This window comes from Escherichia sp. E2748, assembly GCF_005781125.1.
Lineage (GTDB): Bacteria > Pseudomonadota > Gammaproteobacteria > Enterobacterales > Enterobacteriaceae > Escherichia.
In genome coordinates this window covers 53,789-75,285 of sequence record NZ_VATP01000021.1, presented here as the reverse complement: position 1 = coordinate 75,285, position 21,497 = coordinate 53,789, and the positions used below count along the sequence as shown (strand labels likewise).

Annotated in this window: 22 protein-coding genes, 1 tRNA gene and 2 pseudogenes; 20 read left to right on the top strand and 5 right to left on the bottom strand. The window is 46.9% G+C overall.

Features of this window, described 5'->3' with window-relative positions; translation table 11 throughout:
• Positions 1-148 precede the first annotated feature (148 nt).
• The 7 genes from cusR (at position 149) to FEK42_RS16810 (ending at position 5,156) form a co-directional block, all read left to right on the top strand.
• Positions 149-832: a copper response regulator transcription factor CusR gene (gene cusR / locus FEK42_RS16840; RefSeq protein WP_113976066.1), complete on the top strand. Its 684-nt coding sequence runs from the start codon at positions 149-151 to the stop codon at positions 830-832.
• Entirely contained in the window at positions 822-2,270 is a 1,449-nt protein-coding gene (cusS, locus tag FEK42_RS16835; protein WP_135492589.1) for a Cu(+)/Ag(+) sensor histidine kinase CusS, read from the top strand. The genes cusR and cusS overlap by 11 nt, the downstream gene beginning before the upstream one ends.
• A 228-nt stretch (positions 2,271-2,498) precedes the next feature.
• Positions 2,499-2,975, top strand: a complete 477-nt coding sequence (locus FEK42_RS16830; RefSeq protein WP_130206391.1) for a hypothetical protein — start codon at positions 2,499-2,501, stop codon at positions 2,973-2,975.
• Between the two features lie 155 nt (positions 2,976-3,130).
• Positions 3,131-3,586, top strand: a complete 456-nt coding sequence (locus FEK42_RS23075) for a hypothetical protein (protein WP_240731122.1) — start codon at positions 3,131-3,133, stop codon at positions 3,584-3,586.
• A 94-nt stretch (positions 3,587-3,680) separates the two neighbouring features.
• Positions 3,681-4,226, top strand: coding sequence for a hypothetical protein (locus tag FEK42_RS23070; protein WP_240783109.1), 546 nt, complete (start codon positions 3,681-3,683; stop codon positions 4,224-4,226).
• A gap of 27 nt (positions 4,227-4,253) precedes the next feature.
• Positions 4,254-4,700 (top strand): hypothetical protein, encoded by a 447-nt coding sequence (locus tag FEK42_RS16815; RefSeq protein ID WP_135492587.1) that lies wholly within the window; start codon positions 4,254-4,256, stop codon positions 4,698-4,700.
• A gap of 27 nt (positions 4,701-4,727) precedes the next feature.
• Positions 4,728-5,156 (top strand): hypothetical protein, encoded by a 429-nt coding sequence (locus FEK42_RS16810; RefSeq protein ID WP_130206387.1) that lies wholly within the window; start codon positions 4,728-4,730, stop codon positions 5,154-5,156.
• Positions 5,157-5,375: 219 nt separating this feature from the next.
• Here the strand turns inward: FEK42_RS16810 and FEK42_RS22790 are convergent, their stop codons facing one another.
• Positions 5,376-5,546, bottom strand: coding sequence for a hypothetical protein (locus FEK42_RS22790; protein ID WP_165488979.1), 171 nt, complete (start codon positions 5,544-5,546; stop codon positions 5,376-5,378).
• Positions 5,547-6,087: 541 nt separating this feature from the next.
• Between FEK42_RS22790 and nrfB the strand changes: the two genes are divergently transcribed.
• The 4 genes from nrfB (at position 6,088) to FEK42_RS16785 (ending at position 13,893) form a co-directional block, all read left to right on the top strand.
• Entirely contained in the window at positions 6,088-8,325 is a 2,238-nt protein-coding gene (gene nrfB, locus FEK42_RS16800) for a cyclic di-3',5'-guanylate-activated glycosyltransferase NrfB (RefSeq protein ID WP_130206385.1), read from the top strand.
• Positions 8,312-11,284 carry a bacteriophage adsorption protein NfrA gene (gene nfrA, locus FEK42_RS16795; protein WP_135492585.1) on the top strand — a complete coding sequence of 991 codons (2,973 nt, stop codon included), beginning with the start codon at positions 8,312-8,314 and terminating at the stop codon, positions 11,282-11,284. Before nrfB ends, nfrA begins: the two co-directional genes overlap by 14 nt.
• Positions 11,285-12,175: a DUF4434 family protein gene (locus FEK42_RS16790; protein ID WP_135492584.1), complete on the top strand. Its 891-nt coding sequence runs from the start codon at positions 11,285-11,287 to the stop codon at positions 12,173-12,175.
• A gap of 437 nt (positions 12,176-12,612) precedes the next feature.
• Positions 12,613-13,893: a FliC/FljB family flagellin gene (locus FEK42_RS16785; RefSeq protein WP_135492582.1), complete on the top strand. Its 1,281-nt coding sequence runs from the start codon at positions 12,613-12,615 to the stop codon at positions 13,891-13,893.
• 61 nt (positions 13,894-13,954) lie between these two features.
• Here FEK42_RS16785 and FEK42_RS16780 read toward each other — a convergent pair.
• Positions 13,955-14,163 (bottom strand): annotated as a pseudogene (locus FEK42_RS16780) (hypothetical protein).
• A 236-nt stretch (positions 14,164-14,399) separates the two neighbouring features.
• Here FEK42_RS16780 and FEK42_RS16775 point away from each other — a divergent pair.
• Entirely contained in the window at positions 14,400-15,077 is a 678-nt protein-coding gene (locus FEK42_RS16775; RefSeq protein WP_135492580.1) for a hypothetical protein, read from the top strand.
• A gap of 354 nt (positions 15,078-15,431) precedes the next feature.
• On the opposite strand, the gene emrE is transcribed toward FEK42_RS16775, so the two are convergent.
• Entirely contained in the window at positions 15,432-15,764 is a 333-nt protein-coding gene (gene emrE / locus FEK42_RS16770) for a multidrug efflux SMR transporter EmrE (protein WP_001070440.1), read from the bottom strand.
• A 94-nt stretch (positions 15,765-15,858) separates the two neighbouring features.
• On the opposite strand from emrE, the pseudogene FEK42_RS16765 reads away from it, so the two are divergent.
• Positions 15,859-16,002: pseudogene (locus FEK42_RS16765) on the top strand (integrase); the annotation flags it as partial.
• A 42-nt stretch (positions 16,003-16,044) separates the two neighbouring features.
• Here the strand turns inward: FEK42_RS16765 and FEK42_RS16760 are convergent.
• Positions 16,045-16,121: transfer RNA gene (locus FEK42_RS16760), tRNA-Arg, on the bottom strand.
• 57 nt (positions 16,122-16,178) lie between these two features.
• On the opposite strand from FEK42_RS16760, the gene FEK42_RS16755 reads away from it, so the two are divergent.
• The 4 genes from FEK42_RS16755 (at position 16,179) to FEK42_RS16740 (ending at position 18,203) form a co-directional block, all read left to right on the top strand.
• Entirely contained in the window at positions 16,179-16,421 is a 243-nt protein-coding gene (locus tag FEK42_RS16755) for a hypothetical protein (RefSeq protein WP_135492578.1), read from the top strand.
• A gap of 71 nt (positions 16,422-16,492) precedes the next feature.
• On the top strand, positions 16,493-17,359 hold the full coding sequence (gene folD / locus FEK42_RS16750) for a bifunctional methylenetetrahydrofolate dehydrogenase/methenyltetrahydrofolate cyclohydrolase FolD (protein ID WP_130206375.1): 867 nt from the start codon (positions 16,493-16,495) through the stop codon (positions 17,357-17,359).
• Between the two features lies 1 nt (position 17,360).
• Positions 17,361-17,573 carry a ribosome-associated protein YbcJ gene (ybcJ, locus tag FEK42_RS16745; RefSeq protein WP_130206373.1) on the top strand — a complete coding sequence of 71 codons (213 nt, stop codon included), beginning with the start codon at positions 17,361-17,363 and terminating at the stop codon, positions 17,571-17,573.
• 108 nt (positions 17,574-17,681) lie between these two features.
• Positions 17,682-18,203: a metal-dependent hydrolase gene (locus FEK42_RS16740; protein ID WP_135492576.1), complete on the top strand. Its 522-nt coding sequence runs from the start codon at positions 17,682-17,684 to the stop codon at positions 18,201-18,203.
• A gap of 35 nt (positions 18,204-18,238) precedes the next feature.
• Here FEK42_RS16740 and cysS read toward each other — a convergent pair whose 3' ends face one another.
• Positions 18,239-19,624 (bottom strand): cysteine--tRNA ligase, encoded by a 1,386-nt coding sequence (gene cysS, locus FEK42_RS16735; protein ID WP_000912345.1) that lies wholly within the window; start codon positions 19,622-19,624, stop codon positions 18,239-18,241.
• A 173-nt stretch (positions 19,625-19,797) separates the two neighbouring features.
• Between cysS and ppiB the strand changes: the two genes are divergently transcribed.
• From ppiB to FEK42_RS16720, 3 genes are all read left to right on the top strand, one after another.
• The gene (gene ppiB, locus FEK42_RS16730; protein WP_000256002.1) at positions 19,798-20,292 is read left to right on the top strand and encodes a peptidylprolyl isomerase B; all 495 of its coding nucleotides are present in this window, start codon (positions 19,798-19,800) and stop codon (positions 20,290-20,292) included.
• A gap of 2 nt (positions 20,293-20,294) precedes the next feature.
• Entirely contained in the window at positions 20,295-21,017 is a 723-nt protein-coding gene (lpxH, locus tag FEK42_RS16725) for a UDP-2,3-diacylglucosamine diphosphatase (RefSeq protein WP_130206371.1), read from the top strand.
• A 111-nt stretch (positions 21,018-21,128) separates the two neighbouring features.
• Complete coding sequence (locus FEK42_RS16720) at positions 21,129-21,458, top strand: hypothetical protein (protein WP_130260270.1); 330 nt, start codon at positions 21,129-21,131, stop codon at positions 21,456-21,458.
• Positions 21,459-21,497 lie beyond the last annotated feature (39 nt).

Genomic DNA, 21,497 nt, shown 5'->3' with positions numbered 1-21,497 from the left:
AATTTCTGGTGATTTTATGCCGCCAACTTTACTCGCCAGGCTCTGATTTTCCGGTGACAGGAAAATGACAAAATTGTCATTTTGCCAATAAGCGATTGCCATCTGATCCCGCTACTCTAGAATTGCCCGGGCAACATGTGGAGGAAATATGAAACTGTTGATTGTCGAAGATGAAAAGAAAACCGGAGAATACTTGACCAAAGGGTTAACCGAAGCCGGTTTTGTGGTCGATTTGGCCGACAACGGGCTGAATGGCTACCATCTGGCGATGACCGGTGATTATGACCTGATAATCCTCGATATTATGCTACCGGACGTGAACGGCTGGGATATCGTGCGCATGTTGCGTTCCGCCAATAAAGGGATGCCGATTCTGTTGCTTACCGCGCTTGGCACCATTGAACATCGCGTCAAAGGGCTGGAGCTGGGAGCGGATGACTATCTGGTGAAGCCGTTCGCTTTTGCTGAACTGCTGGCGCGGGTGCGCACTCTCCTGCGGCGCGGGGCGGCGGTGATTATCGAAAGTCAGTTTCAGGTTGCCGATTTGATGGTCGATCTCGTCAGCCGCAAAGTCACCCGCAACGGCACGCGCATCACTTTGACCAGTAAAGAATTTACTCTGCTGGAGTTTTTCCTTCGTCATCAGGGCGAAGTGCTGCCCCGCTCGCTTATCGCCTCGCAGGTGTGGGACATGAATTTCGACAGCGACACCAACGCCATTGATGTGGCGGTTAAGCGGCTGCGCGGCAAAATCGACAACGACTTTGAACCAAAGCTGATTCAAACCGTGCGCGGCGTAGGCTATATGCTTGAGGTGCCGGATGGCCAGTAAGCCGTTTCAGCGCCCATTTTCACTGGCAACCCGCCTGACCTTTTTTATCAGCCTTGCCACCATCGCGGCGTTTTTCGCCTTTGCCTGGATCATGATCCACTCGGTAAAAGTGCATTTTGCCGAGCAGGATATTAATGATTTAAAAGAGATTAGCGCTACCCTTGAACGGGTACTTAATCACCCTGACGAAACGCAAGCCCGACGCTTAATGACGCTGGAAGATATCGTCAGTGGTTATTCCAACGTGTTGATTTCCCTGGCAGATAGCCACGGTAAAACGGTGTATCACTCCCCCGGTGCGCCGGATATCCGCGAATTTGCTCGTGACGCAATACCCGATACAGATGCCCAAGGTGGCGAAGTGTTTCTCCTCTCCGGCCCGACGATTATGATGCCGGGCCACGGTCACGGGCATATGGAACACAGCAACTGGCGGATGATTAGCTTGCCGGTTGGCCCGCTGGTGGACGGCAAACCGATTTATACGCTCTACATCGCGCTTTCGATCGATTTTCATCTTCATTACATAAATGATTTGATGAATAAACTTATTATGACCGCATCGATCATCAGCATCCTGATCGTCTTTATCGTGCTGTTGGCGGTACATAAAGGTCACGCGCCGATCCGTAGCGTCAGCCGTCAAATCCAGAATATCACCTCGAAAGATCTCGACGTTCGCCTTGACCCGCAGACCGTGCCCATTGAGTTGGAACAGCTGGTACTGTCGTTCAACCATATGATCGAGCGTATTGAGGATGTCTTTACCCGCCAGTCCAATTTCTCAGCGGATATCGCTCACGAAATTCGCACGCCGATTACCAATCTCATCACGCAAACCGAAATCGCCCTCAGCCAGTCTCGCAGCCAGAAGGAGCTGGAAGATGTGCTCTACTCTAATCTCGAAGAGCTGACGCGAATGGCGAAAATGGTCAGCGATATGCTGTTTCTCGCCCAGGCCGATAACAACCAGTTAATCCCCGAAAAGAAAATGCTCAACCTGGCGGATGAAGTCGGCAAAGTGTTCGATTTTTTTGAGGCGTTAGCAGAAGATCGCGGCGTGGAGTTGCGGTTTGTTGGCGACAAGTGTCAGGTTGCGGGCGATCCGCTGATGCTGCGTCGGGCGTTAAGCAACCTGCTTTCTAACGCCCTGCGTTATACGCCAACCGGAAAGGCAATTGTAGTGCGCTGCCAGACGGTCGATCACCAGGTGCAAGTTTCCGTCGAAAACCCCGGAACGCCCATTGCGCCCGAGCACTTACCACGATTGTTTGACCGTTTCTATCGCGTTGACCCTTCCCGTCAGCGAAAAGGCGAAGGTAGCGGCATTGGTCTGGCGATAGTGAAATCAATTGTTGTGGCGCATAAAGGCACGGTTGCGGTAACGTCGGATGCGCGGGGGACAAGGTTTGTGATTGTGCTGCCGGAGAGGGAGTGACTGGTCGGATAACGCAATGGATATTATTTGAATTGAGAAATTTATATTTCGTCGACAGAAAAAGCGTAAAATCCGTTTCGTGCAGATGGTGAGTTTTATCAGGGTATGGCGGTAGCGCAACTGCCTTTGGATAATATATATAACATGAATGTATTATCCGGATAACTTCACCAGCCAAATATATTATTTTTATAAAAACAACTTATATTATTTTTAATGGATAAACTCTTGTTAATAATTCGTATTACACTCGATTTATATGGTGATAATTTATCTCCGCATAAATTATTATCACAACTTAAAGAATCATTCAAATTTATTGATTCAAACAAAAAGACCGATGTTGATAAAATACGGCACCGCCAATACGACTTTGGCGCACTATCACTTCAACATCCAGATTGTATTGGCATTGAATATAAATTAACCGAGTACCAAAAATGGTATATCGATTTTATTTTAAAAAATCATATAGCATTTACCACGAACGGTGTCGACCGTGTAGATTTATTTTACAATGTATATTATTCACATCAATGCAATTTTGAAATTTTAGATAAAGAACTACTAAGTTCAATTTCAGGACTTGGCATATCATTTCCTATTAGTGTTTATCAACTAACAAAGGAAGAGCTTATTGATTTATTGGAAACCGAAGGATATTCAACTTTTGAAATTCGAGAAATATTTAGACATGAGCCGTAGGTAAAAATATATAACCAGTGGTTCTTTAGAGTAAAGGTATAACTATTCCCATGATTACAAAATTGATTAAAAATAACATGCAAAAAAAAATCAAAATAATGAATTTCTCATTTAATGCTTTCGTAATCTCATCCATTTATCTTGAGTAAAAAGATATGGAAAAAGTTAATTATATATCGCTATCACTCATTCAAAAAATAGATGATCGCTCTCGTTTTGGCTCTAAATCTGAAGTCTGTACACATGGTAAAAATACAGGAATTACAATTCCTGCAGATTATCTTGAAACTGCAATTTTATTAGATGATGGGCGTTATTTACTATTTGTGACTGAAGACGTACCTTTTGAAGAATCTCTTGAATTGCTATTGATAGATATAAAACAGGATATTCAGGAACACGTTACTATTGCGATCCCCTATGGTAGCGGAACCTTACGTGAAATGAGATTATATGAAAACCATATCGAATTTAGTTATTTTTCAGATGAAATATGGAGAGTGGAAGTTTCGTCATCTCGTTTTTTCAGGCTTCCTTTTCAGGATGGTTTTTTAGTAACACGTCATCCATTTCGCTTTAGCTATTTTATTCATATCAAGTTATTTCGGTGATGTTCATACAATCACAATTAAAAATCATTTCAACCAATGATGTAAGCAAGTTTATAAGATGCGGATAAAAATCTTTATATAAAAAGGATTAAGAATGGCAACTGCCAGGATAAATGTTTTTTGCACGAATGAAGAGTTGTCTGATTGGCTCGCTATTATAGCCTCAAAGTATCAATTACATACAATTTGGTTTGCACTACAAGATGAATACTCTAAGCAATTAGATATCTTAACAGAAAAAATCCCTGCTGTAGCACATCGAATTTATCTTATTCCCAGAATTAGACCTAACAATAGAAGAATAAAGTTTAGTAGCATTGATCGTTGTTGCGGTTGGATTGAAATAAAGCCGGGGCATTTAATTGAGTATAATGGGGAAAAAATTTTACAACTTACAGAAATTAATACAACTGATTCTGCGGATAAATTAATATGCTTATGTAAAGTCATTCACTGGCTTAAACGACAGATTAAAACCAATGAATTCTCCGGTGTAACGGGAAAGAACATGATTTATGGTGGAGAAACTATTTATCCTCATATTATTTATACGCATCAAGCCAAATCTCTTTTTCATGATAAAGTTATCTGGAAACAAGACTTCCTATTTAATTCTGTCTATGAACCATTTTTACCTTAATTCTTCCAGCAAGCAATATTAACCATTATGAATATGACTAAAAAAGAAGCATTAGCATTCCTTGCTCTAAACCAACCTATGCCAAATGATTATGACATCACTCAGGAACTTATCAATAAATATAACAATGTAAGGCTTTATTTTGGTGCAAATCACGCAGAAGAAGCCATACCGTTATTTTTACAATCGTTTGGGGAAGGTGATGGCTTCGGTGTATATCAGTTGGTCGAAGATTTTTTGTACAAGTGTGATAAAAACATTGTAGCTTCAAATATAGCCAACATACTGGAAAATCCTCTGACAATAAAAAGTGTCCGATATTGGTGTTCATTATTAGCAATGGCTTTTCCCGATAACACCTTAATTAAAGGATTAAATATTTCTCTACAATCTGATGATGAAGATACCCGAGACATGGCTATGTTAAGTTTAAAGATGATTACAGAGGAATATAAAACATTTGAATTCCAATAATTCCCCCTTGCATAAAAGATCACCATCATGACAAAAACACAAGCAAAGTTGCTTATTTATAAAGCAAACAAATTTATGCAAAAGCTTGATGGAATTGACTCGTTTAGTATAACCCTGCTATATGATAACTCGTCATTAATGAGAAAAGAGTTTCATCAAACACATAATATTGATTGCCTCAACGACAGACTTTTTTTACCTCATCCGGTCAATATAAATCTTCTAATCAGTCAGATAGTGACATTATCTGGTACAGCTGAATGCTTCCGTTGCTGGCTTATCTATGAAGGTAAAGTAAAAATAGTTATAAATGGGAATAATTTCACCTCATTTGTGCAGAGTATTTTCAGAGAACAGGGAACCTATGATTTAACGTTATTTTTTGACATAACTCGTAGAGTAATAGTAGTCTGTGATAATGAGCATGACATTGATATTTACACCACCACCTATTAAAAGCATTGTTTTAGTCAACCAGGAAATGTTCCAATAAAATACACAACTTAAGAGCATAATAACCATGCAATCTACCAATAGCGAATCCCCTTATAAATTTGCAAACAAACTACTGATTGGCCTGTTAGCATGCATGCTATACAGAATAATTTCCATCATAATTACAATCATTTATACCTATTTTACTGTTCCTCATAAAGTACATATATCAACGAATATTTATATATTTTTTTCTTTCTTATTTATATCATTGATATTTTTTGTCGTCACCTTCACATCTAGTAAAAAAGTGGCAATTATAATTGCAACGCTATCGATAATATTATTAGGAGTCGAAACCTTTAATTCAGGATTGCCATATCGCGCTTTATCAATGATGTTTTCAGCCATGCTTTCATATTTCTTTATATTTTTATGTAATTTTAAAGATAAAGAAAATTCTAAACATAAAAACGTCCTGAAAGTTGCGTGCGCAATTTTGTACGTTTTTTATCTTTTTTATGAGCACGAATTTTTCAGGAATGTCTCTTTGATTATTTTTTCCTTTGTTATTTTAATGTTCTTTATTTCCTGGTTGAATATTAAACTTTAATAGTCGAAAGAGAAATGAAGTTAACCTTCCTGTACCCACAGCAACGCCGTCTTTTTGTTCAGCACGGGGAAAATGATCTCCCCTGCTCACCTCCTCCAGGCACTTCCACTACATGATGACCTGATCGGTGCCACCGCTCCTCTTCACTATGACGTTAACCTCCCCTCCTTGACACCACGCTTTTGTCTACATTCTACGCAATCGGCAGCTTTTATAACCAGTGTAAAAATAACGTGCCGCAATAGTCATACCTATTAACGGTAAAAAGCTGTCACAATTCATAAAAAACCTTAATATACGCCACCCTAAACATAACCAGCGTTAATGTAAGGTTTTTGTGTGGACTGGCTTCTTGATGTTTTTGCTACCTGGCTCTACGGCTTAAAAGTAATCGCGATAACGTTAGCGGTCATAATGTTCATCAGCGGGCTGGACGATTTTTTCATTGATGTCGTCTACTGGGTACGCCGCATTAAGCGCAAGTTGAGTGTTTATCGCCGCTACCCGCGAATGAGTTACCGCGAACTGTATAAGCCGGATGAAAAACCATTAGCGATTATGGTTCCGGCGTGGAACGAAACAGGCGTCATCGGCAATATGGCCGAGCTGGCAGCGACCACGCTCGACTACGAAAACTATCATATCTTTGTTGGCACTTATCCCAACGACCCTGACACTCAGCGTGATGTTGACGAAGTGTGCGCTCGCTTCCCGAACGTGCACAAGGTGGTCTGCGCGCGTCCTGGCCCCACCAGTAAAGCAGACTGTCTGAACAATGTGCTGGATGCCATTACCCAGTTTGAACGTAGCGCCAATTTCGCCTTTGCTGGTTTTATCCTGCATGATGCTGAAGACGTGATTTCGCCAATGGAATTGCGTCTGTTCAACTATCTGGTCGAGCGTAAAGATCTGATTCAGATCCCGGTGTATCCGTTCGAACGCGAATGGACGCACTTCACCAGCATGACCTATATCGATGAGTTTTCAGAACTGCATGGCAAAGATGTTCCGGTGCGTGAAGCTCTCGCCGGACAGGTGCCTAGCGCAGGCGTCGGTACCTGCTTCAGCCGCCGCGCCGTGACCGCGCTGTTAGCCGACGGTGACGGTATCGCTTTCGACGTGCAGAGTCTTACTGAAGATTACGACATTGGTTTCCGCCTGAAAGAGAAAGGTATGACGGAAATTTTTGTCCGTTTTCCGGTGGTGGACGAAGCCAAAGAACGCGAGCAGCGTAAATTTTTACAGCACGCACGGACATCAAACATGATCTGCGTGCGCGAATATTTCCCCGATACCTTTTCGACTGCGGTTCGGCAAAAGTCTCGCTGGATCATCGGCATTGTTTTCCAGGGTTTTAAAACTCACAAATGGACCTCCAGCCTGACGCTGAACTACTTTCTCTGGCGCGACCGCAAAGGGGCAATCAGTAACTTTGTCAGCTTCCTCGCGATGCTGGTAATGATCCAGCTTTTGCTGTTGCTGGCGTATGAAAGCTTGTGGCCTGATGCCTGGCATTTCCTTTCTATCTTCAGCGGCAGTGCATGGTTTATGACCCTGCTGTGGCTAAACTTTGGCTTGATGGTTAACCGCATTGTGCAGCGGGTGATTTTTGTCACCGGCTACTACGGTTTGACACAGGGCCTGCTTTCCATCCTGCGTCTGTTCTGGGGCAACCTGATTAACTTTATGGCTAACTGGCGCGCGCTGAAACAGGTTCTTCAGCACGGCGATCCGCGTCGCGTGGCGTGGGATAAAACGACGCACGATTTCCCCAGCGTGACTGGCGATACCCGTTCGTTGCGCCCATTAGGTCAAATTCTGCTGGAAAATCAGGTCATCACCGAAGAGCAACTCGATACAGCACTGCGTAATCGTGTCGAAGGTTTACGTCTCGGCGGTTCGATGCTAATGCAAGGATTGATCAGCGCCGAACAACTGGCGCAAGCGCTGGCTGAACAAAACGGCGTGGCGTGGGAATCCATCGATGCCTGGCAGATCCCTTCTTCGCTGATTGCCGAAATGCCGGCCTCTGTGGCGCTACATTATGCGGTGCTGCCGCTGCGTCTGGAAAATGATGAGTTAATTGTCGGCAGTGAAGACGGTATTGACCCGGTTTCTCTGGCAGCGCTGGCGCGTAAGGTCGGACGGAAAGTACGTTACGTCATTGTTCTGCGTGGACAAATTGTCACTGGATTACGTCACTGGTATGCACGTCGGCGCGGCCACGATCCACGGGCAATGTTGTACAATGCGGTTCAGCATCAGTGGCTCACGGAACAGCAGGCCGGTGAAATCTGGCGGCAATATGTGCCGCATCAGTTCCTGTTCGCCGAAATACTGACCACGCTCGGTCATATTAATCGTTCAGCCATTAACGTGTTGTTATTGCGCCATGAACGCAGTTCTCTGCCGCTCGGCAAGTTTTTGGTCACCGAAGGCGTTATCAGCCAGGAAACGTTGGATCGCGTACTGTCAATTCAACGCGAATTACAAGTTTCGATGCAATCATTATTACTCAAAGCAGGTTTAAACACAGAACAGGTTGCGCAACTGGAGTCCGAAAATGAAGGAGAATAACCTTAATCGCGTCATCGGATGGTCTGGTTTACTGCTGACGTCTTTATTGAGTACCAGCGCACTCGCAGACAATATCGGCACCAGCGCAAAAGAGCTGGGGCTGAGCGACTATCGCCATTTTGTTATTTATCCCCGTCTCGATAAGGCGCTGAAGGCACAGAAAAATAACGACGAAGCAACCGCCATCCGCGAATTTGAATATATACACCAGCAGGTGCCGGATAATATTCCGCTGACGTTATACCTTGCGGAAGCCTATCGCCATTTTGGTCATGATGACCGCGCGCGGCTGTTGCTTGAGGATCAACTGAAACGTCACCCAGGGGATGCCCGGCTTGAGCGAAATCTGGCGGCAATTCCAGTGGAAGTGAAAAGCGTCACTACTGTTGAAGAGTTGCTCGCCCAGCAAAAAGCGTGCGATGCTGCACCGACCCTGCGTTGTCGCAGTGAAGTCGGGCAGAATGCCCTGCGGCTGGCGCAGTTGCCTGTCGCCAGAGCGCAACTGAACGATGCAACGTTTGCCGCATCGCCGGAAGGAAAAACGCTGCGAACCGATCTGCTACAACGGGCAATCTATCTGAAACAATGGTCGCAGGCAGATACGCTATACAATGAAGCACGCCAGCAGAATACATTAAACGCGGCAGAGCGCCGTCAGTGGTTTGACGTGCTTCTTGCCGGGCAGCTGGACGATCGGATCCTTGCTCTGCAATCAGTGGGAATCTTCACCGATCCACAGTCATACATTACTTACGCGACCGCGCTGGCTTATCGTGGCGAAAAAACACGTCTCCAGCGTTATCTCGCTGAAAATACGCCGCTATTTACCACGGATGCTCAAGAGAAAAGCTGGCTCTATCTGTTATCGAAATACAGCGCCAATCCCGTGCAGACATTAGCGAATCATCAGGTACAGTTTGCCGATAACCGCCAGTATGTTGTTGGCGCAACGTTACCGGTGCTGTTAAAAGAAGGTCAGTACGACGCGGCGCAAAGACTGCTCGCTACCCTCCCCGCCGATGAAATGCTTGAAGAGCGTTATACCATCAGCGTGGCGACCCATAATAAAGCAGAAGCGCTGCGTCTGGCACGATTGTTGTATCAGCGAGAACCGGCAAATCTTACGCGACTGGATCAACTCACCTGGCAACTGATGCAGGCCGGGCAGTCACGCGAAGCTGCCGATTTATTATTGCAACGCTATCCCTTCCAGGGCGATGCGCGTGTCAGCCAGACTTTAATGACACGGCTGGCTTCTCTGCTGGAAAGTCATCCTTACCTGGCGACGCCTGCAAAAGTGGCGATTTTATCGAAACCCTTGCCGCTGGCGGCGCAACGTCAGTGGCAAAGCCAGTTACCGGGTATTGCGGATAATTGCCCGGCAATCGTTAGTTTGCTTGGGGATATGTCACCTTCTTACGATGCTGCCGCCTGGAACCGCCTGGCGAAGTGTTATCGGGAAACACTCCCCGGCGTGGCGTTATATGCATGGCTTCAGGCGGAAAAAAGGCAGCCGAACGCCTGGCAACACCGCGCAGTGGCTTATCAGGCATACCAGGTGGAAGACTACAACACCGCCCTGGCAGCCTGGGAGAAAATCAGCCTTCACGATATGAGCAATGAGGATCTGCTCGCCGCCGCCAATACCGCTCAGGCGGCGGGAAATGGCGCGGCTCGCGATCGCTGGCTTCAACAGGCAGAACAACGCGGGCTGGGAAACAATGCCCAATACTGGTGGCTGCATGCGCAACGTTATATCCCAGCTCAGCCAGAACTTGCACTGAACGATCTCACTCGCTCAATTAACATTGCGCCTTCTGCCAATGCTTACGTCGCGCGGGCAACGATTTATCGGCAACGTCATAATGTCTCAGCGGCAGTGAGCGATCTGCGCGCCGCGCTTGAACTGGAGCCCAATAACAGCAACACCCAGGCGGCGCTCGGCTACGCCCTGTGGGATAGTGGTGATATCGCGCAGTCGCGGGAGATGCTGGAACAGGCGCATAAAGGACTACCGGACGATCCGGCACTGATCCGACAACTGGCCTACGTGAACCAGCGTTTGGATGACATGCCTGCGACGCAGCACTACGCACGGCAGGTGATTGATGACATTGATAATCAGGCGCTGATTACACCGCTAACGCCGGAACAAAATCAACAACGCTTTAATTTCCGTCGTTTGCATGAGGATACCGGTCGCCGCTGGAGTTTTAATTTTGATTCCTCTATCGGGTTACGCTCAGGGGCAATAAGCTCGGCAAGCAATAATGTCGGCGGTTCGGCGCCAGGTAAAAGCTATCGCAGTTACGGGCAGCTGGAAGCGGAGTACCGCATCGGGCGCAATATGCTGCTGGAAGGCGACCTGCTCTCGGTTTATAGCCGCGTCTTTGCCGATACCGGAGAAAACGGAGTGATGATGCCGGTGAAAAATCCGATGTCCGGCACCGGATTGCGCTGGAAGCCGCTGCGCGATCAGATCTTTTTCCTCGCCGTTGAACAGCAGTTCCCACTAAACGGGCAAAATGGCGCCTCCGACACCATGCTGCGTGCCAGCGCCTCGTTCTTTAACGGCGGAAAATACAGCGATGAGTGGCACCCGAACGGTTCTGGCTGGTTTGCGCAAAACCTGTATCTCGATGCGGCGCAATATTTTCGTCAGGATATTCAGGCGTGGACGGCAGATTATCGAGTTAGCTGGCACCAGAAGGTAGCGAACGGGCAGACTATTGAACCTTACGCTCACGTACAAGGTAACGGCTATCGGGATAAAGGTACTCAGGGCGCGCAGGTGGGCGGCGTCGGCGTTCGCTGGAACATCTGGACCGGCGAGACGCACTACGACGCCTGGCCGCACAAAGTCAGTCTCGGCGTCGAATATCAACATACCTTTAAGGCGATTAATCAACGTACAGGGGAGCGCAACAACGCGTTTCTCACCATTGGAGTGCACTGGTAAATGCGTAAGTTAATTTTCGTATTGCTGACACTTTTGTTGGTCAGTCCTTTTTCCTTTGCGATGAAAGGTATTATCTGGCAGCCACAAAATCGCGATAGTCAGGTCACCGACGCCCAGTGGCGTGGGCTGATGAGTCAGTTGCATTTGCAAGGATTCGACACCCTGATTCTGCAATGGACCCGTTACGGCGATGCGTTCACCCAGCCAGAACAGCGGACATTATTGTTCAGACGTGCCGCAGCAGCGCAACAAGCTGGCCTGAAGCTGATTGTCGGTTTGCATGCCGATCCGGAATTTTTTCTGCATCAGAAGCAGTCGTCCGCGGCGCTGGAGAGCTATCTTAATCGCTTGCTGGTCGCCGATCTCCAGCAGGCCAGATTATGGAGCGCCGCACCCGGCGTTACGCCGGATGGCTGGTATATCAGCGCAGAAATTGACGACCTGAACTGGCGCAGCGAAGCCGCTCGTCAGCCATTGCTGAAATGGTTAAACAACTCACAACGGCTGATCAGTGATGTTTCGGCAAAACCGGTTTATATCAGTAGCTTTTTCGCCGGAAACATGTCACCCGATGGCTATCGGCAACTGCTTGAACAAGTGAAATCTACTGGCATCCACGTCTGGGTTCAGGATGGTAGCGGCGTCGATAAACTTACTGCCGAACAGCGTGAGCGTTATCTGCAGGCCAGTGCCGATTGCCAAACTTTCTCCCCCGCCAGCGGCGTTGTTTATGAACTGTTTGTCGCCGGTAAAGGTAAAACCTTTGAAGCAAAACCAAAACCGGATGCAGAAATTGCTTCGCTGTTAGCGAAACGTTCCTCCTGTGGTAAAGACGTGCTCTATTTCTCCCTGCGCTATTTGCCTGTCGCTCACGGCATTCTTGAGTATTAATGATTTAAGGGAGCAACTTTGCTTGCTCCTTTCCTTTTCACTTTCCTGGTCAGAATCCTGTCTGTATTAATTGTTTAGCAAAACCGCGACAAAAAAGTGATGGTTTAATTTGCGAAAAGGATTCAAACATATGGAGAGGAAATGGCGCACCCTGCAGGATTTGAATCTGCGGCCCACGACTTAGAAGTTCCTGGGACGTCATTTTAAGTCAATAAGTTACCCAGTCGCAGCGCGTTCTTGTACGACACTCCTGCATTTTTCATTCCATATCTCCATTTTCGTCCCTTTAGTCATTTCACTTAGCTGCCGATATTTGACATACGGCAGCAACATTGCATGTGTTTTTTTAAATAGTTCATGCTGCCAAACACTTTTTCATATTTGGTTTTAATTAGATGTCAGCGGCTTCTCCCGCCCAACGCATAGGAATCACATAGATGTCACAAGTAATCAATACTAATGCTCTGAGCCTTGTTGCACAGAATAACCTGAACAAATCTCAGTCCACTCTGGGAACGGCAATTCAGCGCCTGTCTTCGGGTCTGCGTATTAACAGCGCAAAAGATGATGCTGCAGGCCAGGCTATCAGCAACCGTTTCACCGCCAGTATCTCAGGCCTCACTCAGGCTTCCCGTAACGCCAACGATGGTATTTCTATCGCGCAGACCACTGAAGGTGCGCTGAACGAAGTTAACGATAACCTGCAGAATATCCGTCGTTTGACGGTGCAGGCGCAGAACGGTACTAACTCTGATTCAGACCGCCAGTCTATCCAGGATGAAATTAATGCCCGTCTGGCTGAAATTGATCGTATTTCCGATCAGACTGAATTTAACGGCGTGAAAGTTTTAAGCAAAGATCAAAATCTCTCTATACAAGTCGGAGCTAATGATAATGAGACCATTGATATTCAGTTAAACGAAATGAATGCTGATAATTTAAAAATGACTGGATTCAATGTTAGTGGAGTAACTGTAAGAAATTTGACCACTTTAAATGTCGGTGACACGTTCGAGTCAGAACGAACTTATGATATTGCCGATGTAGATGCAGTTTTTACCCAACCCGGCAAACCCCAAATTACCGATATTGTGAAGGATAGCTCGACAGGGATAATGTACGGAAAATGTGATGATAATAATTATTACCAGTTTGTTAATAAGGGTAATGGATATCTTGGTGTTAATAATACAATACCAATATCGGGTTTAGATGAAAATAATTTACACTCAGTCGTGGGTGAAAAATATTCTGCAGATATTACAATAGATGCAAATTCAGTGGCTGGATTAGGAGGTAAAACATTATCGAAAGATAACGAAGGAAATTATTACACTGATGATGGTAAAGGTAACCTGGCAAAAGTTGATTTGACCATAACCAATACAGCATATAATGCTGAAATAAAATTTACGGAAACGGCTATGGTAGCAACGCAATCCACTGCCGATCCGCTGAAAAAAATCGACGCGGCACTTGCTCAGGTTGACAAACTGCGCTCTGGCCTCGGTGCTGTACAGAACCGTTTCGATTCTGTTATCAGCAACCTGAACAACACCGTTAACAACCTGTCTGAGTCTCGTTCTCGTATCCTCGACGCTGACTTCGCATCTGAAGTGTCTGAAATGAGCCGCGCTAACATCCTGCAGTCTGCAGGTACTTCTGTGCTGGCCCAGGCTAATCAGGTTCCGCAGAACGTTCTGCAACTTTTGCGTTAATATGTCCCCACTGGCAGAATCATTCTGCCAGTACCCCATATTATCCTGCGTTGTACGATATTCATCGAAACAACAGCCAGACCAGCAGCCATGCCACCACCGGTACGGCAAAATCCATCAGGCTTCCAGCATCCCACGCACGTGGTTCAAAACCGTCCCACCACACGCAATGAAGAACGTACAACCGGCTATCGCTCCGTAAGCCTTGTATCCGGTAAGAATACCAACCAGATCATTGGCTCTTGTCGTTGCGCTGACGCCTGAAATAATAAATGATTTTCGGATGACTTCTGCTCAGGCTTACACTTGCGGCGATTTGGCACTTTCTAGATATTCCCGTACAAGACACGAATAATCGGCGTAGCCACTACTCAGAGGGGGTATATAATAATATTCATACCACTATATAAATTTTAAATAAGAACACTTATTCATTGACTGCATTAATATCAGCATATTCCTTTACACAGGAATATAACCTTTTATTTAATAAACAAAGAGAGTCAATGATGAGTAAAATTACAGGTGTTTTAGTTGATAACCATATCTATGATATTAACAATGATATGAAGTATGGTTACAATTTTCCTAACAGCTTGTTCCCTGGAGCCACCTTCAAGATGGTCATTGATAATGACCCTGTTAATAATGATAAGGTAACATGGAGCTGTGTCACTGATGCAGACAATAATGTTCTGGCGGTGAGTCAGGATGGCACAGTGACTTTTCCGAACGTAGATGAAAAGTGTGTTTGGAAGTTATTTGGTATTTACGCCACTGATAAAATAACAAATCAATCTGCCGGTGTTTATTTATTTATCGTAAAGCGTTTTTTCAAATACAGCATTGAAAATTATAAATCGGTTAAAGATGTTTTACCGTGGATTAAAAAAATGAACGGGGAATTTCCTGAAGCGCAGGATATCGATAGTTACGATTATGATGATCATTATGCAACACATATTATCAAGCGAGAAGTTAACGCAGGACTTTACCAGGAATGGGGTAATGTAGCTAATAGCGGATGGAACACAATTAATGAGGACTCCGGTTTGTGTGGCATTTACGCCTTTAATAAAGATAATAATTCTTATTATTATCTTAGCAATGATGGGTTCAGACAGCAATTTGGGGCAGGTTACCATGCTCAGGCAGTTGCATCCTACAGTGACCCCATTGACTGATTGTGTTTTTTGTCCACTATCATTTGCATTATTGTAGCGTAAAAAAATCACTGAAATTATAAAATTAAACTTACGTAAAACCACCCGTTCAGCGGGTGGTTCTGATTTTTATCCACGATGAGTATGAATCTAAAAAAATAAACAGACTTAAGAGTTCCTTTTTATATTGCTATAAATCATTTAATCACAAATGCCGACAGCATTTCTCACCGAAAACTTTATTGCTACTGTTCAGAACGCAAATGTGGTAATCCCCAGCTCCACGTGCTTAAAAATATTTACCCGTAGTATAAAAAAGCAGCCCGAATAAACATACGGGCTGATGCATTTTATTAAACTCGAACGAAACTATTTTTAATGTGGTGCGCTTCGTGACAATAAGTTAATTACCAACACTCCGGCACAAATCAACATCATGCCGATAATGGCTGGCAGATCCAGTCGTTGGCCGAAAAATCCCCAGGACAGTAAACTAATCAGGACGATACCGACTCCTGACCAGATAGCATAAGCAATCCCTGTAGGAATATAAGCCAGCGTCTGAGCTAATAACCAGAATGATGCACAGTAACAAATAATTGTACCAACAGAGGGCCATAACCGTGTAAAACCCTCTGAAAACTTCATTAAGGTTGTACCAATTACCTCTGCAAGTATTGCACCACCAAGATAAATATAAGGGTTCATAGCATATTCTTTCCTGTTAATACCGAAGAGAATTGTACTACAGTTTGAACCTAACTCACTGGTTTCCTCCTGGTGCATTCATTGATGTTCTTCATCAGTGCTTCAGGAAATGGGCGGATGGGAATCCATAGAAATGGTGCGTAGATATGCTCACCTTGCGCCTAATCATTTGACGGAGCACGCGAGGAAAACTGACGACATTTTTGGTGATGATATCCCAAAGATGTGCCATTTCTGAAAATATGGGGAAATAAAGAAGGCGTAACTGATTGAATTGTAATGGCGCGCCCTGCAGGATTCGAACCTGCGGCCCACGACTTAGAAGGTCGTTGCTCTATCCAACTGAGCTAAGGGCGCATTACACCGCGAGATGCTGTAATCGCGTGAATTATACGGTCAACCCTTGCTGAGTCAATGGCTTTTGAACCGGTTGCTGAACAAGTGTACGGCGGTGTCTATTTATCTCACCATGAGAGCAAGGAAACACATATCCGCCCTCAGTCTGGGACAGGTAAACCTGTTTTCATTGATAAAGAGTACAATTTTCTTACGTTACGAATAATTGTGCGTTTATATGAGCCGGGTAACTATCAAACCAGCAACTCTCTGTTGCCAAAAAAACAGTGGATTACAGATAGTCCAGAAAACGAAACCTGACAGCGCGCCCCGCTTCTGACAAAATAGGCGCATCCCCTTCGACCTACGTAACAGATGGAATCCTCTCTCTGATGGCAGCAAAGATTATAGATGGTAAAACGATTGCGCAGCAGGTGCGCTCTGAGGTTGCTCAAAAAGTTCAGGCGCGTATTGCAGCCGGACTGCGGGCGCCGGGACTGGCCGTTGTGCTGGTGGGTAGCAACCCTGCATCGCAAATTTATGTCGCAAGCAAACGCAAAGCTTGCGAAGAGGTGGGATTCATCTCCCGCTCATACGACCTTCCGGAAACCACCAGCGAAGCAGAGCTGCTGGAGCTTATCGATGTACTGAATGCCGACAACACCATCGATGGCATTCTGGTACAACTGCCATTACCGGCAGGTATTGATAACGTCAAAGTGCTGGAACGTATTCACCCGGACAAAGACGTGGACGGTTTCCATCCTTACAACGTCGGTCGTCTGTGCCAGCGCGCGCCGCGTCTACGTCCCTGCACTCCGCGCGGTATCGTCACGCTGCTTGAGCGTTACAACATTGATACTTTCGGCCTCAACGCCGTGGTGATTGGCGCATCGAATATCGTTGGTCGCCCGATGAGCATGGAACTGCTGCTGGCAGGTTGCACCACCACCGTGACTCACCGCTTCACTAAAAATCTGCGTCATCATGTAGAAAACGCCGATCTGTTGATCGTTGCCGTCGGTAAGCCGGGCTTTATTCCAGGTGACTGGATCAAAGAAGGCGCAATTGTGATTGATGTCGGCATCAACCGTCTGGAAAATGGCAAAGTTGTGGGCGACGTAGTGTTTGAAGACGCGGCTAAACGCGCCTCCTGGATTACGCCTGTCCCCGGCGGCGTTGGCCCGATGACGGTTGCCACGCTGATTGAAAACACGCTACAGGCGTGCGTTGAATATCATGATCCACAGGGTGAGTAACATGGCGACATTTTCTTTAGGTAAACATCCGCACGTTGAGCTGTGCGACTTGCTGAAACTGGAAGGCTGGAGCGAAAGCGGCGCGCAGGCGAAAATCGCGATTGCAGAAGGCCAGGTAAAAGTCGACGGCGAAGTTGAAACGCGTAAACGTTGCAAAATCGTCGCCGGTCAGACTGTGAGTTTTGCGGGTCACAGCGTACAGGTTGTTGCCTGAGCCCACTTCGGCCTGCCTGTACGCAGGCCGATTCTCTTTTCAGACCTTTGCCCTCTTCGTCGCTTTCATACAGGCTGATAGCGTCGACATTTTGCCGAAGCGATCATCATGCCAACCGTTATTACCCACGCCGCCGTTCCCCTTTGTATTGGTTTAGGATTGGGCTCGAAAATCATCCCGCCGCGTCTGTTATTTGCCGGAATCGTCCTGGCGATGCTGCCCGATGCCGATGTATTGTCGTTTAAATTTGGCGTTGCTTACGGCAATGTTTTTGGTCATCGCGGGTTTACCCATTCGCTGGTGTTTGCGTTTGTTGTCCCGCTGTTATGCGTACTGATTGGGCGTCGATGGTTCAGGGCTGGGCTGATTCGCTGCTGGCTGTTTTTAACCGTCTCGTTGTTATCGCACAGTTTGCTGGATTCGGTAACCACTGGCGGTAAGGGCGTTGGCTGGCTGTGGCCGTGGTCAGATGAACGCTTTTTCGCTCCCTGGCAGGTGATTAAAGTCGCGCCGTTTGCCTTGTCTCGTTACACCACGCCGTACGGGCATCAGGTGATAATTTCCGAATTGATGTGGGTATGGTTGCCGGGGATGGTGCTGATGGGAATGTTGTGGTGGCGCAGGCGATAACCGGATGCGAGAACTCGCATCCGGCGATAGAGCAATTACTTACGACGCCAGGTGGTCCCTTGCGGGCCATCTTCCAGCACGATCCCCATCTCATTCAGACGGTCACGCGCCGCATCTGCCGCCGCCCAGTCTTTCGCTTTACGGGCATCCAGACGCTGTTGAATTAACGCTTCAATCTCAGCCACTTCGCTGTCGTCTGCCTGCGCACCGCTTTGCAGGAACGCTTCCGGTTCTTGCTCCAGCAGGCCCAATACAGCGGAAAGTTTACGCAGGTGAGATGCCATTGCGTTCGCCGCTGCCATATCTTCTGCTTTCAGACGGTTCACTTCACGCGCCATATCAAACAGCACGGAATAGGCTTCCGGGGTGTTGAAATCATCGTCCATCGCTTCAATAAAGCGCGCTTCAAACGCTTCGCCACCAGCAGGAGCAACGGTTTTGTCTGTACCGCGCAGCGCAGTGTAGAGACGCTCCAGCGCCGCACGCGCCTGCTTCAGGTTCTCTTCGCTGTAGTTCAGCTGGCTGCGATAGTGGCCCGACATCAGGAAGTAACGCACGGTTTCCGCATCGTAGTATTTCAGCACATCGCGCACGGTAAAGAAGTTACCCAGCGATTTCGACATCTTCTCGCGGTCAACCATCACCATCCCGGAGTGCATCCAGTAATTCACATACTGACCATCATGGGCACAGGTGGACTGAGCGATTTCGTTCTCGTGGTGCGGGAACATCAGATCTGAACCGCCGCCGTGGATATCAAAGTGGTTACCCAGCTGCTTGCAGTTCATTGCCGAACATTCAATGTGCCAGCCAGGACGGCCCGCGCCCCACGGAGACGGCCAGCTCGGTTCGCCCTCTTTCGACATCTTCCACAGAACGAAGTCCATCGGGTTGCGTTTGTCGTCGACCACGTCAACGCGCGCGCCTGCCTGCAACTGGTCGAGATCCTGACGCGACAGCACGCCATAAGTCGGATCGGTCGGTACGTCGAACATCACGTCGCCGTTGTCCGCCACATAAGCGTGACCTTTGGCGATCAGTTGTTCAGTGAGTTCAATAATTTCTGCGATATGGTGCGTCGCGCGCGGCTCCATATCCGGGCGCAGAATGTTCAAAGCATCAAAATCTTTGTGCATTTCGGCGATCATGCGATCCACCAGCGCCACAAAGCTTTCGCCATTTTCATTGGCGCGTTTGATGATTTTGTCGTCGATATCGGTAATGTTACGCACATACTTCAACTTATAGCCGAGGAAACGCAGGTAACGCGCAACCACGTCAAAGGCAACAAAGGTACGCCCGTGACCGATATGACAGAGATCGTAAACGGTGATTCCACACACGTACATGCCGACTTCCCCGGCGTGAATAGGCTTAAATTCCTCTTTTTGGCGTGTCAGAGTATTGAAGATTTTTAGCATCGAAGATTCCGTTTAGACATGTGTGGGTAATTGAGTTGCGTATAATACCCATATTTCCCGCGCGAATCAGCATACATTGCGAGATGATCCGATCGTGCGGTTATGCTATAACACCACCCTATATATGACCCGAACCGGGTTGAAGCACCAATCAAACGGAACAGGATGCAAAAATGGTTACTTTCCACACCAATCACGGCGATATTGTCATCAAAACTTTTGACGATAAAGCACCTGAAACAGTTAAAAACTTCCTGGACTACTGCCGCGAAGGTTTTTACAACAACACCATTTTCCACCGTGTTATCAACGGTTTTATGATTCAGGGCGGCGGTTTTGAGCCGGGCATGAAACAAAAAGCCACCAAAGAGCCGATCAAAAACGAAGCCAACAACGGTCTGAAAAACACCCGTGGTACGCTGGCAATGGCCCGTACTCAGGCACCGCACTCTGCAACTGCCCAGTTCTTCATCAACGTGGTTGATAACGACTTCCTGAACTTCTCCGGCGAGAGCCTGCAAGGTTGGGGTTACTGCGTGTTTGCTGAAGTGGTTGAAGGCATGGACGTAGTCGACAAAATCAAAGGTGTCGCTACCGGTCGTAGCGGTATGCACCAGGACGTGCCAAAAGAAGACGTTATCATTGAAAGCGTGACCGTTAGCGAGTAATCGTGGCGACACTCTTTATTGCAGATCTTCATCTCTGCGTGGAAGAACCGGCGATCACCGCCGGTTTTCTGCGTTTTTTAGCGGGAGAAGCCCGCAAGGCCGACGCGCTGTATATTCTTGGCGATCTGTTTGAAGCCTGGATTGGCGACGACGATCCCAGCCCGTTTCATCGCCAGATGGCGGCTGCGATCAAAGCGGTATCCGATTCCGGCGTTCCCTGTTATTTCATTCATGGCAACCGTGATTTTCTGCTCGGCAAACGCTTTGCCCGTGAAAGCGGCATGACATTATTGCCGGAAGAGAAGGTGCTCGAACTTTATGGTCGTCGGGTGCTGATTATGCATGGTGACACGCTGTGCACTGACGATGTGGGTTATCAGGCTTTTCGCGCTAAAGTCCACAAACCCTGGCTGCAAACGTTATTCCTCGCCCTGCCATTGTTTGTACGCAAACGTATTGCCGCGCGAATGCGAGCGAACAGTAAAGAAGCCAACAGCAGCAAATCGCTGGCGATCATGGACGTTAACCAAAACGCGGTGGTCAGTGCGATGGAAAAACATCAGGTGCAATGGCTGATCCACGGGCATACCCATCGCCCGGCGGTGCATGAGCTCATCGCCAATGCGCAACCGGCTTTTCGCGTGGTACTCGGTGCCTGGCATACGAAAGGTTCAATGGTGAAAGTCACGGCAGATGACGTTGAATTAATTCATTTTCCCTTCTGAACACGAATGAATAGATTCTGAAAAAGCGCCGGACTAACGCAACCTGTATATCTTTTTCTGAGCCAGCAAGGTAATAAATCCCTGAGTGAAATAACAACAGGGAATATTATTATGCAACGCTGCAACGGATTTTTGATTTCTGGCATCGCTCTTACGGCAGGTGCACCTCTGTGTATTAGCTGGTTCGGTCTTGTCGGCTTCTATTTTGGCGCATTGTCACTGGTAGCTGCGGCGGTCATTTCGTGGATAGTCTATTTCTGGCTCATTTATTTAGTACTCACCCGCCCTCACAACCAACGCTTTGTAGAAAGATTTATATTGATTGTTGGTATTTGCTTTTTTCCGTGGAGCATTGTGCTGATATGGGCATTCTTTGCCAGTTCAGCCAGAGCGCATAATCAACACGCAGAGCAGACTAAAAACTCAACAACTGACGGTTAATTCCGCCTACGCAACCGTTTTCCTTGCTCTCTTTCCGTG

What these genes read in the sequence shown, in the direction of transcription:
- cusR (WP_113976066.1), top strand. Translation starts at nt 149, where the DNA reads ATGAAACTGTTGATTGTCGAAGATGAAAAGAAAACCGGAGAATACTTG.
- cusS (WP_135492589.1), top strand. Translation starts at nt 822, where the DNA reads ATGGCCAGTAAGCCGTTTCAGCGCCCATTTTCACTGGCAACCCGCCTG.
- FEK42_RS23075 (WP_240731122.1), top strand. Translation starts at nt 3,131, where the DNA reads ATGGAAAAAGTTAATTATATATCGCTATCACTCATTCAAAAAATAGAT.
- FEK42_RS23070 (WP_240783109.1), top strand. Translation starts at nt 3,681, where the DNA reads ATGGCAACTGCCAGGATAAATGTTTTTTGCACGAATGAAGAGTTGTCT.
- FEK42_RS16815 (WP_135492587.1), top strand. Translation starts at nt 4,254, where the DNA reads ATGAATATGACTAAAAAAGAAGCATTAGCATTCCTTGCTCTAAACCAA.
- FEK42_RS16810 (WP_130206387.1), top strand. Translation starts at nt 4,728, where the DNA reads ATGACAAAAACACAAGCAAAGTTGCTTATTTATAAAGCAAACAAATTT.
- FEK42_RS22790 (WP_165488979.1), bottom strand. Translation starts at nt 5,546, where the DNA reads ATGGCTGAAAACATCATTGATAAAGCGCGATATGGCAATCCTGAATTA.
- nfrA (WP_135492585.1), top strand. Translation starts at nt 8,312, where the DNA reads ATGAAGGAGAATAACCTTAATCGCGTCATCGGATGGTCTGGTTTACTG.
- FEK42_RS16790 (WP_135492584.1), top strand. Translation starts at nt 11,285, where the DNA reads ATGCGTAAGTTAATTTTCGTATTGCTGACACTTTTGTTGGTCAGTCCT.
- FEK42_RS16785 (WP_135492582.1), top strand. Translation starts at nt 12,613, where the DNA reads ATGTCACAAGTAATCAATACTAATGCTCTGAGCCTTGTTGCACAGAAT.
- FEK42_RS16775 (WP_135492580.1), top strand. Translation starts at nt 14,400, where the DNA reads ATGATGAGTAAAATTACAGGTGTTTTAGTTGATAACCATATCTATGAT.
- emrE (WP_001070440.1), bottom strand. Translation starts at nt 15,764, where the DNA reads ATGAACCCTTATATTTATCTTGGTGGTGCAATACTTGCAGAGGTAATT.
- FEK42_RS16755 (WP_135492578.1), top strand. Translation starts at nt 16,179, where the DNA reads ATGGCTTTTGAACCGGTTGCTGAACAAGTGTACGGCGGTGTCTATTTA.
- folD (WP_130206375.1), top strand. Translation starts at nt 16,493, where the DNA reads ATGGCAGCAAAGATTATAGATGGTAAAACGATTGCGCAGCAGGTGCGC.
- ybcJ (WP_130206373.1), top strand. Translation starts at nt 17,361, where the DNA reads ATGGCGACATTTTCTTTAGGTAAACATCCGCACGTTGAGCTGTGCGAC.
- FEK42_RS16740 (WP_135492576.1), top strand. Translation starts at nt 17,682, where the DNA reads ATGCCAACCGTTATTACCCACGCCGCCGTTCCCCTTTGTATTGGTTTA.
- cysS (WP_000912345.1), bottom strand. Translation starts at nt 19,624, where the DNA reads ATGCTAAAAATCTTCAATACTCTGACACGCCAAAAAGAGGAATTTAAG.
- ppiB (WP_000256002.1), top strand. Translation starts at nt 19,798, where the DNA reads ATGGTTACTTTCCACACCAATCACGGCGATATTGTCATCAAAACTTTT.
- FEK42_RS16720 (WP_130260270.1), top strand. Translation starts at nt 21,129, where the DNA reads ATGCAACGCTGCAACGGATTTTTGATTTCTGGCATCGCTCTTACGGCA.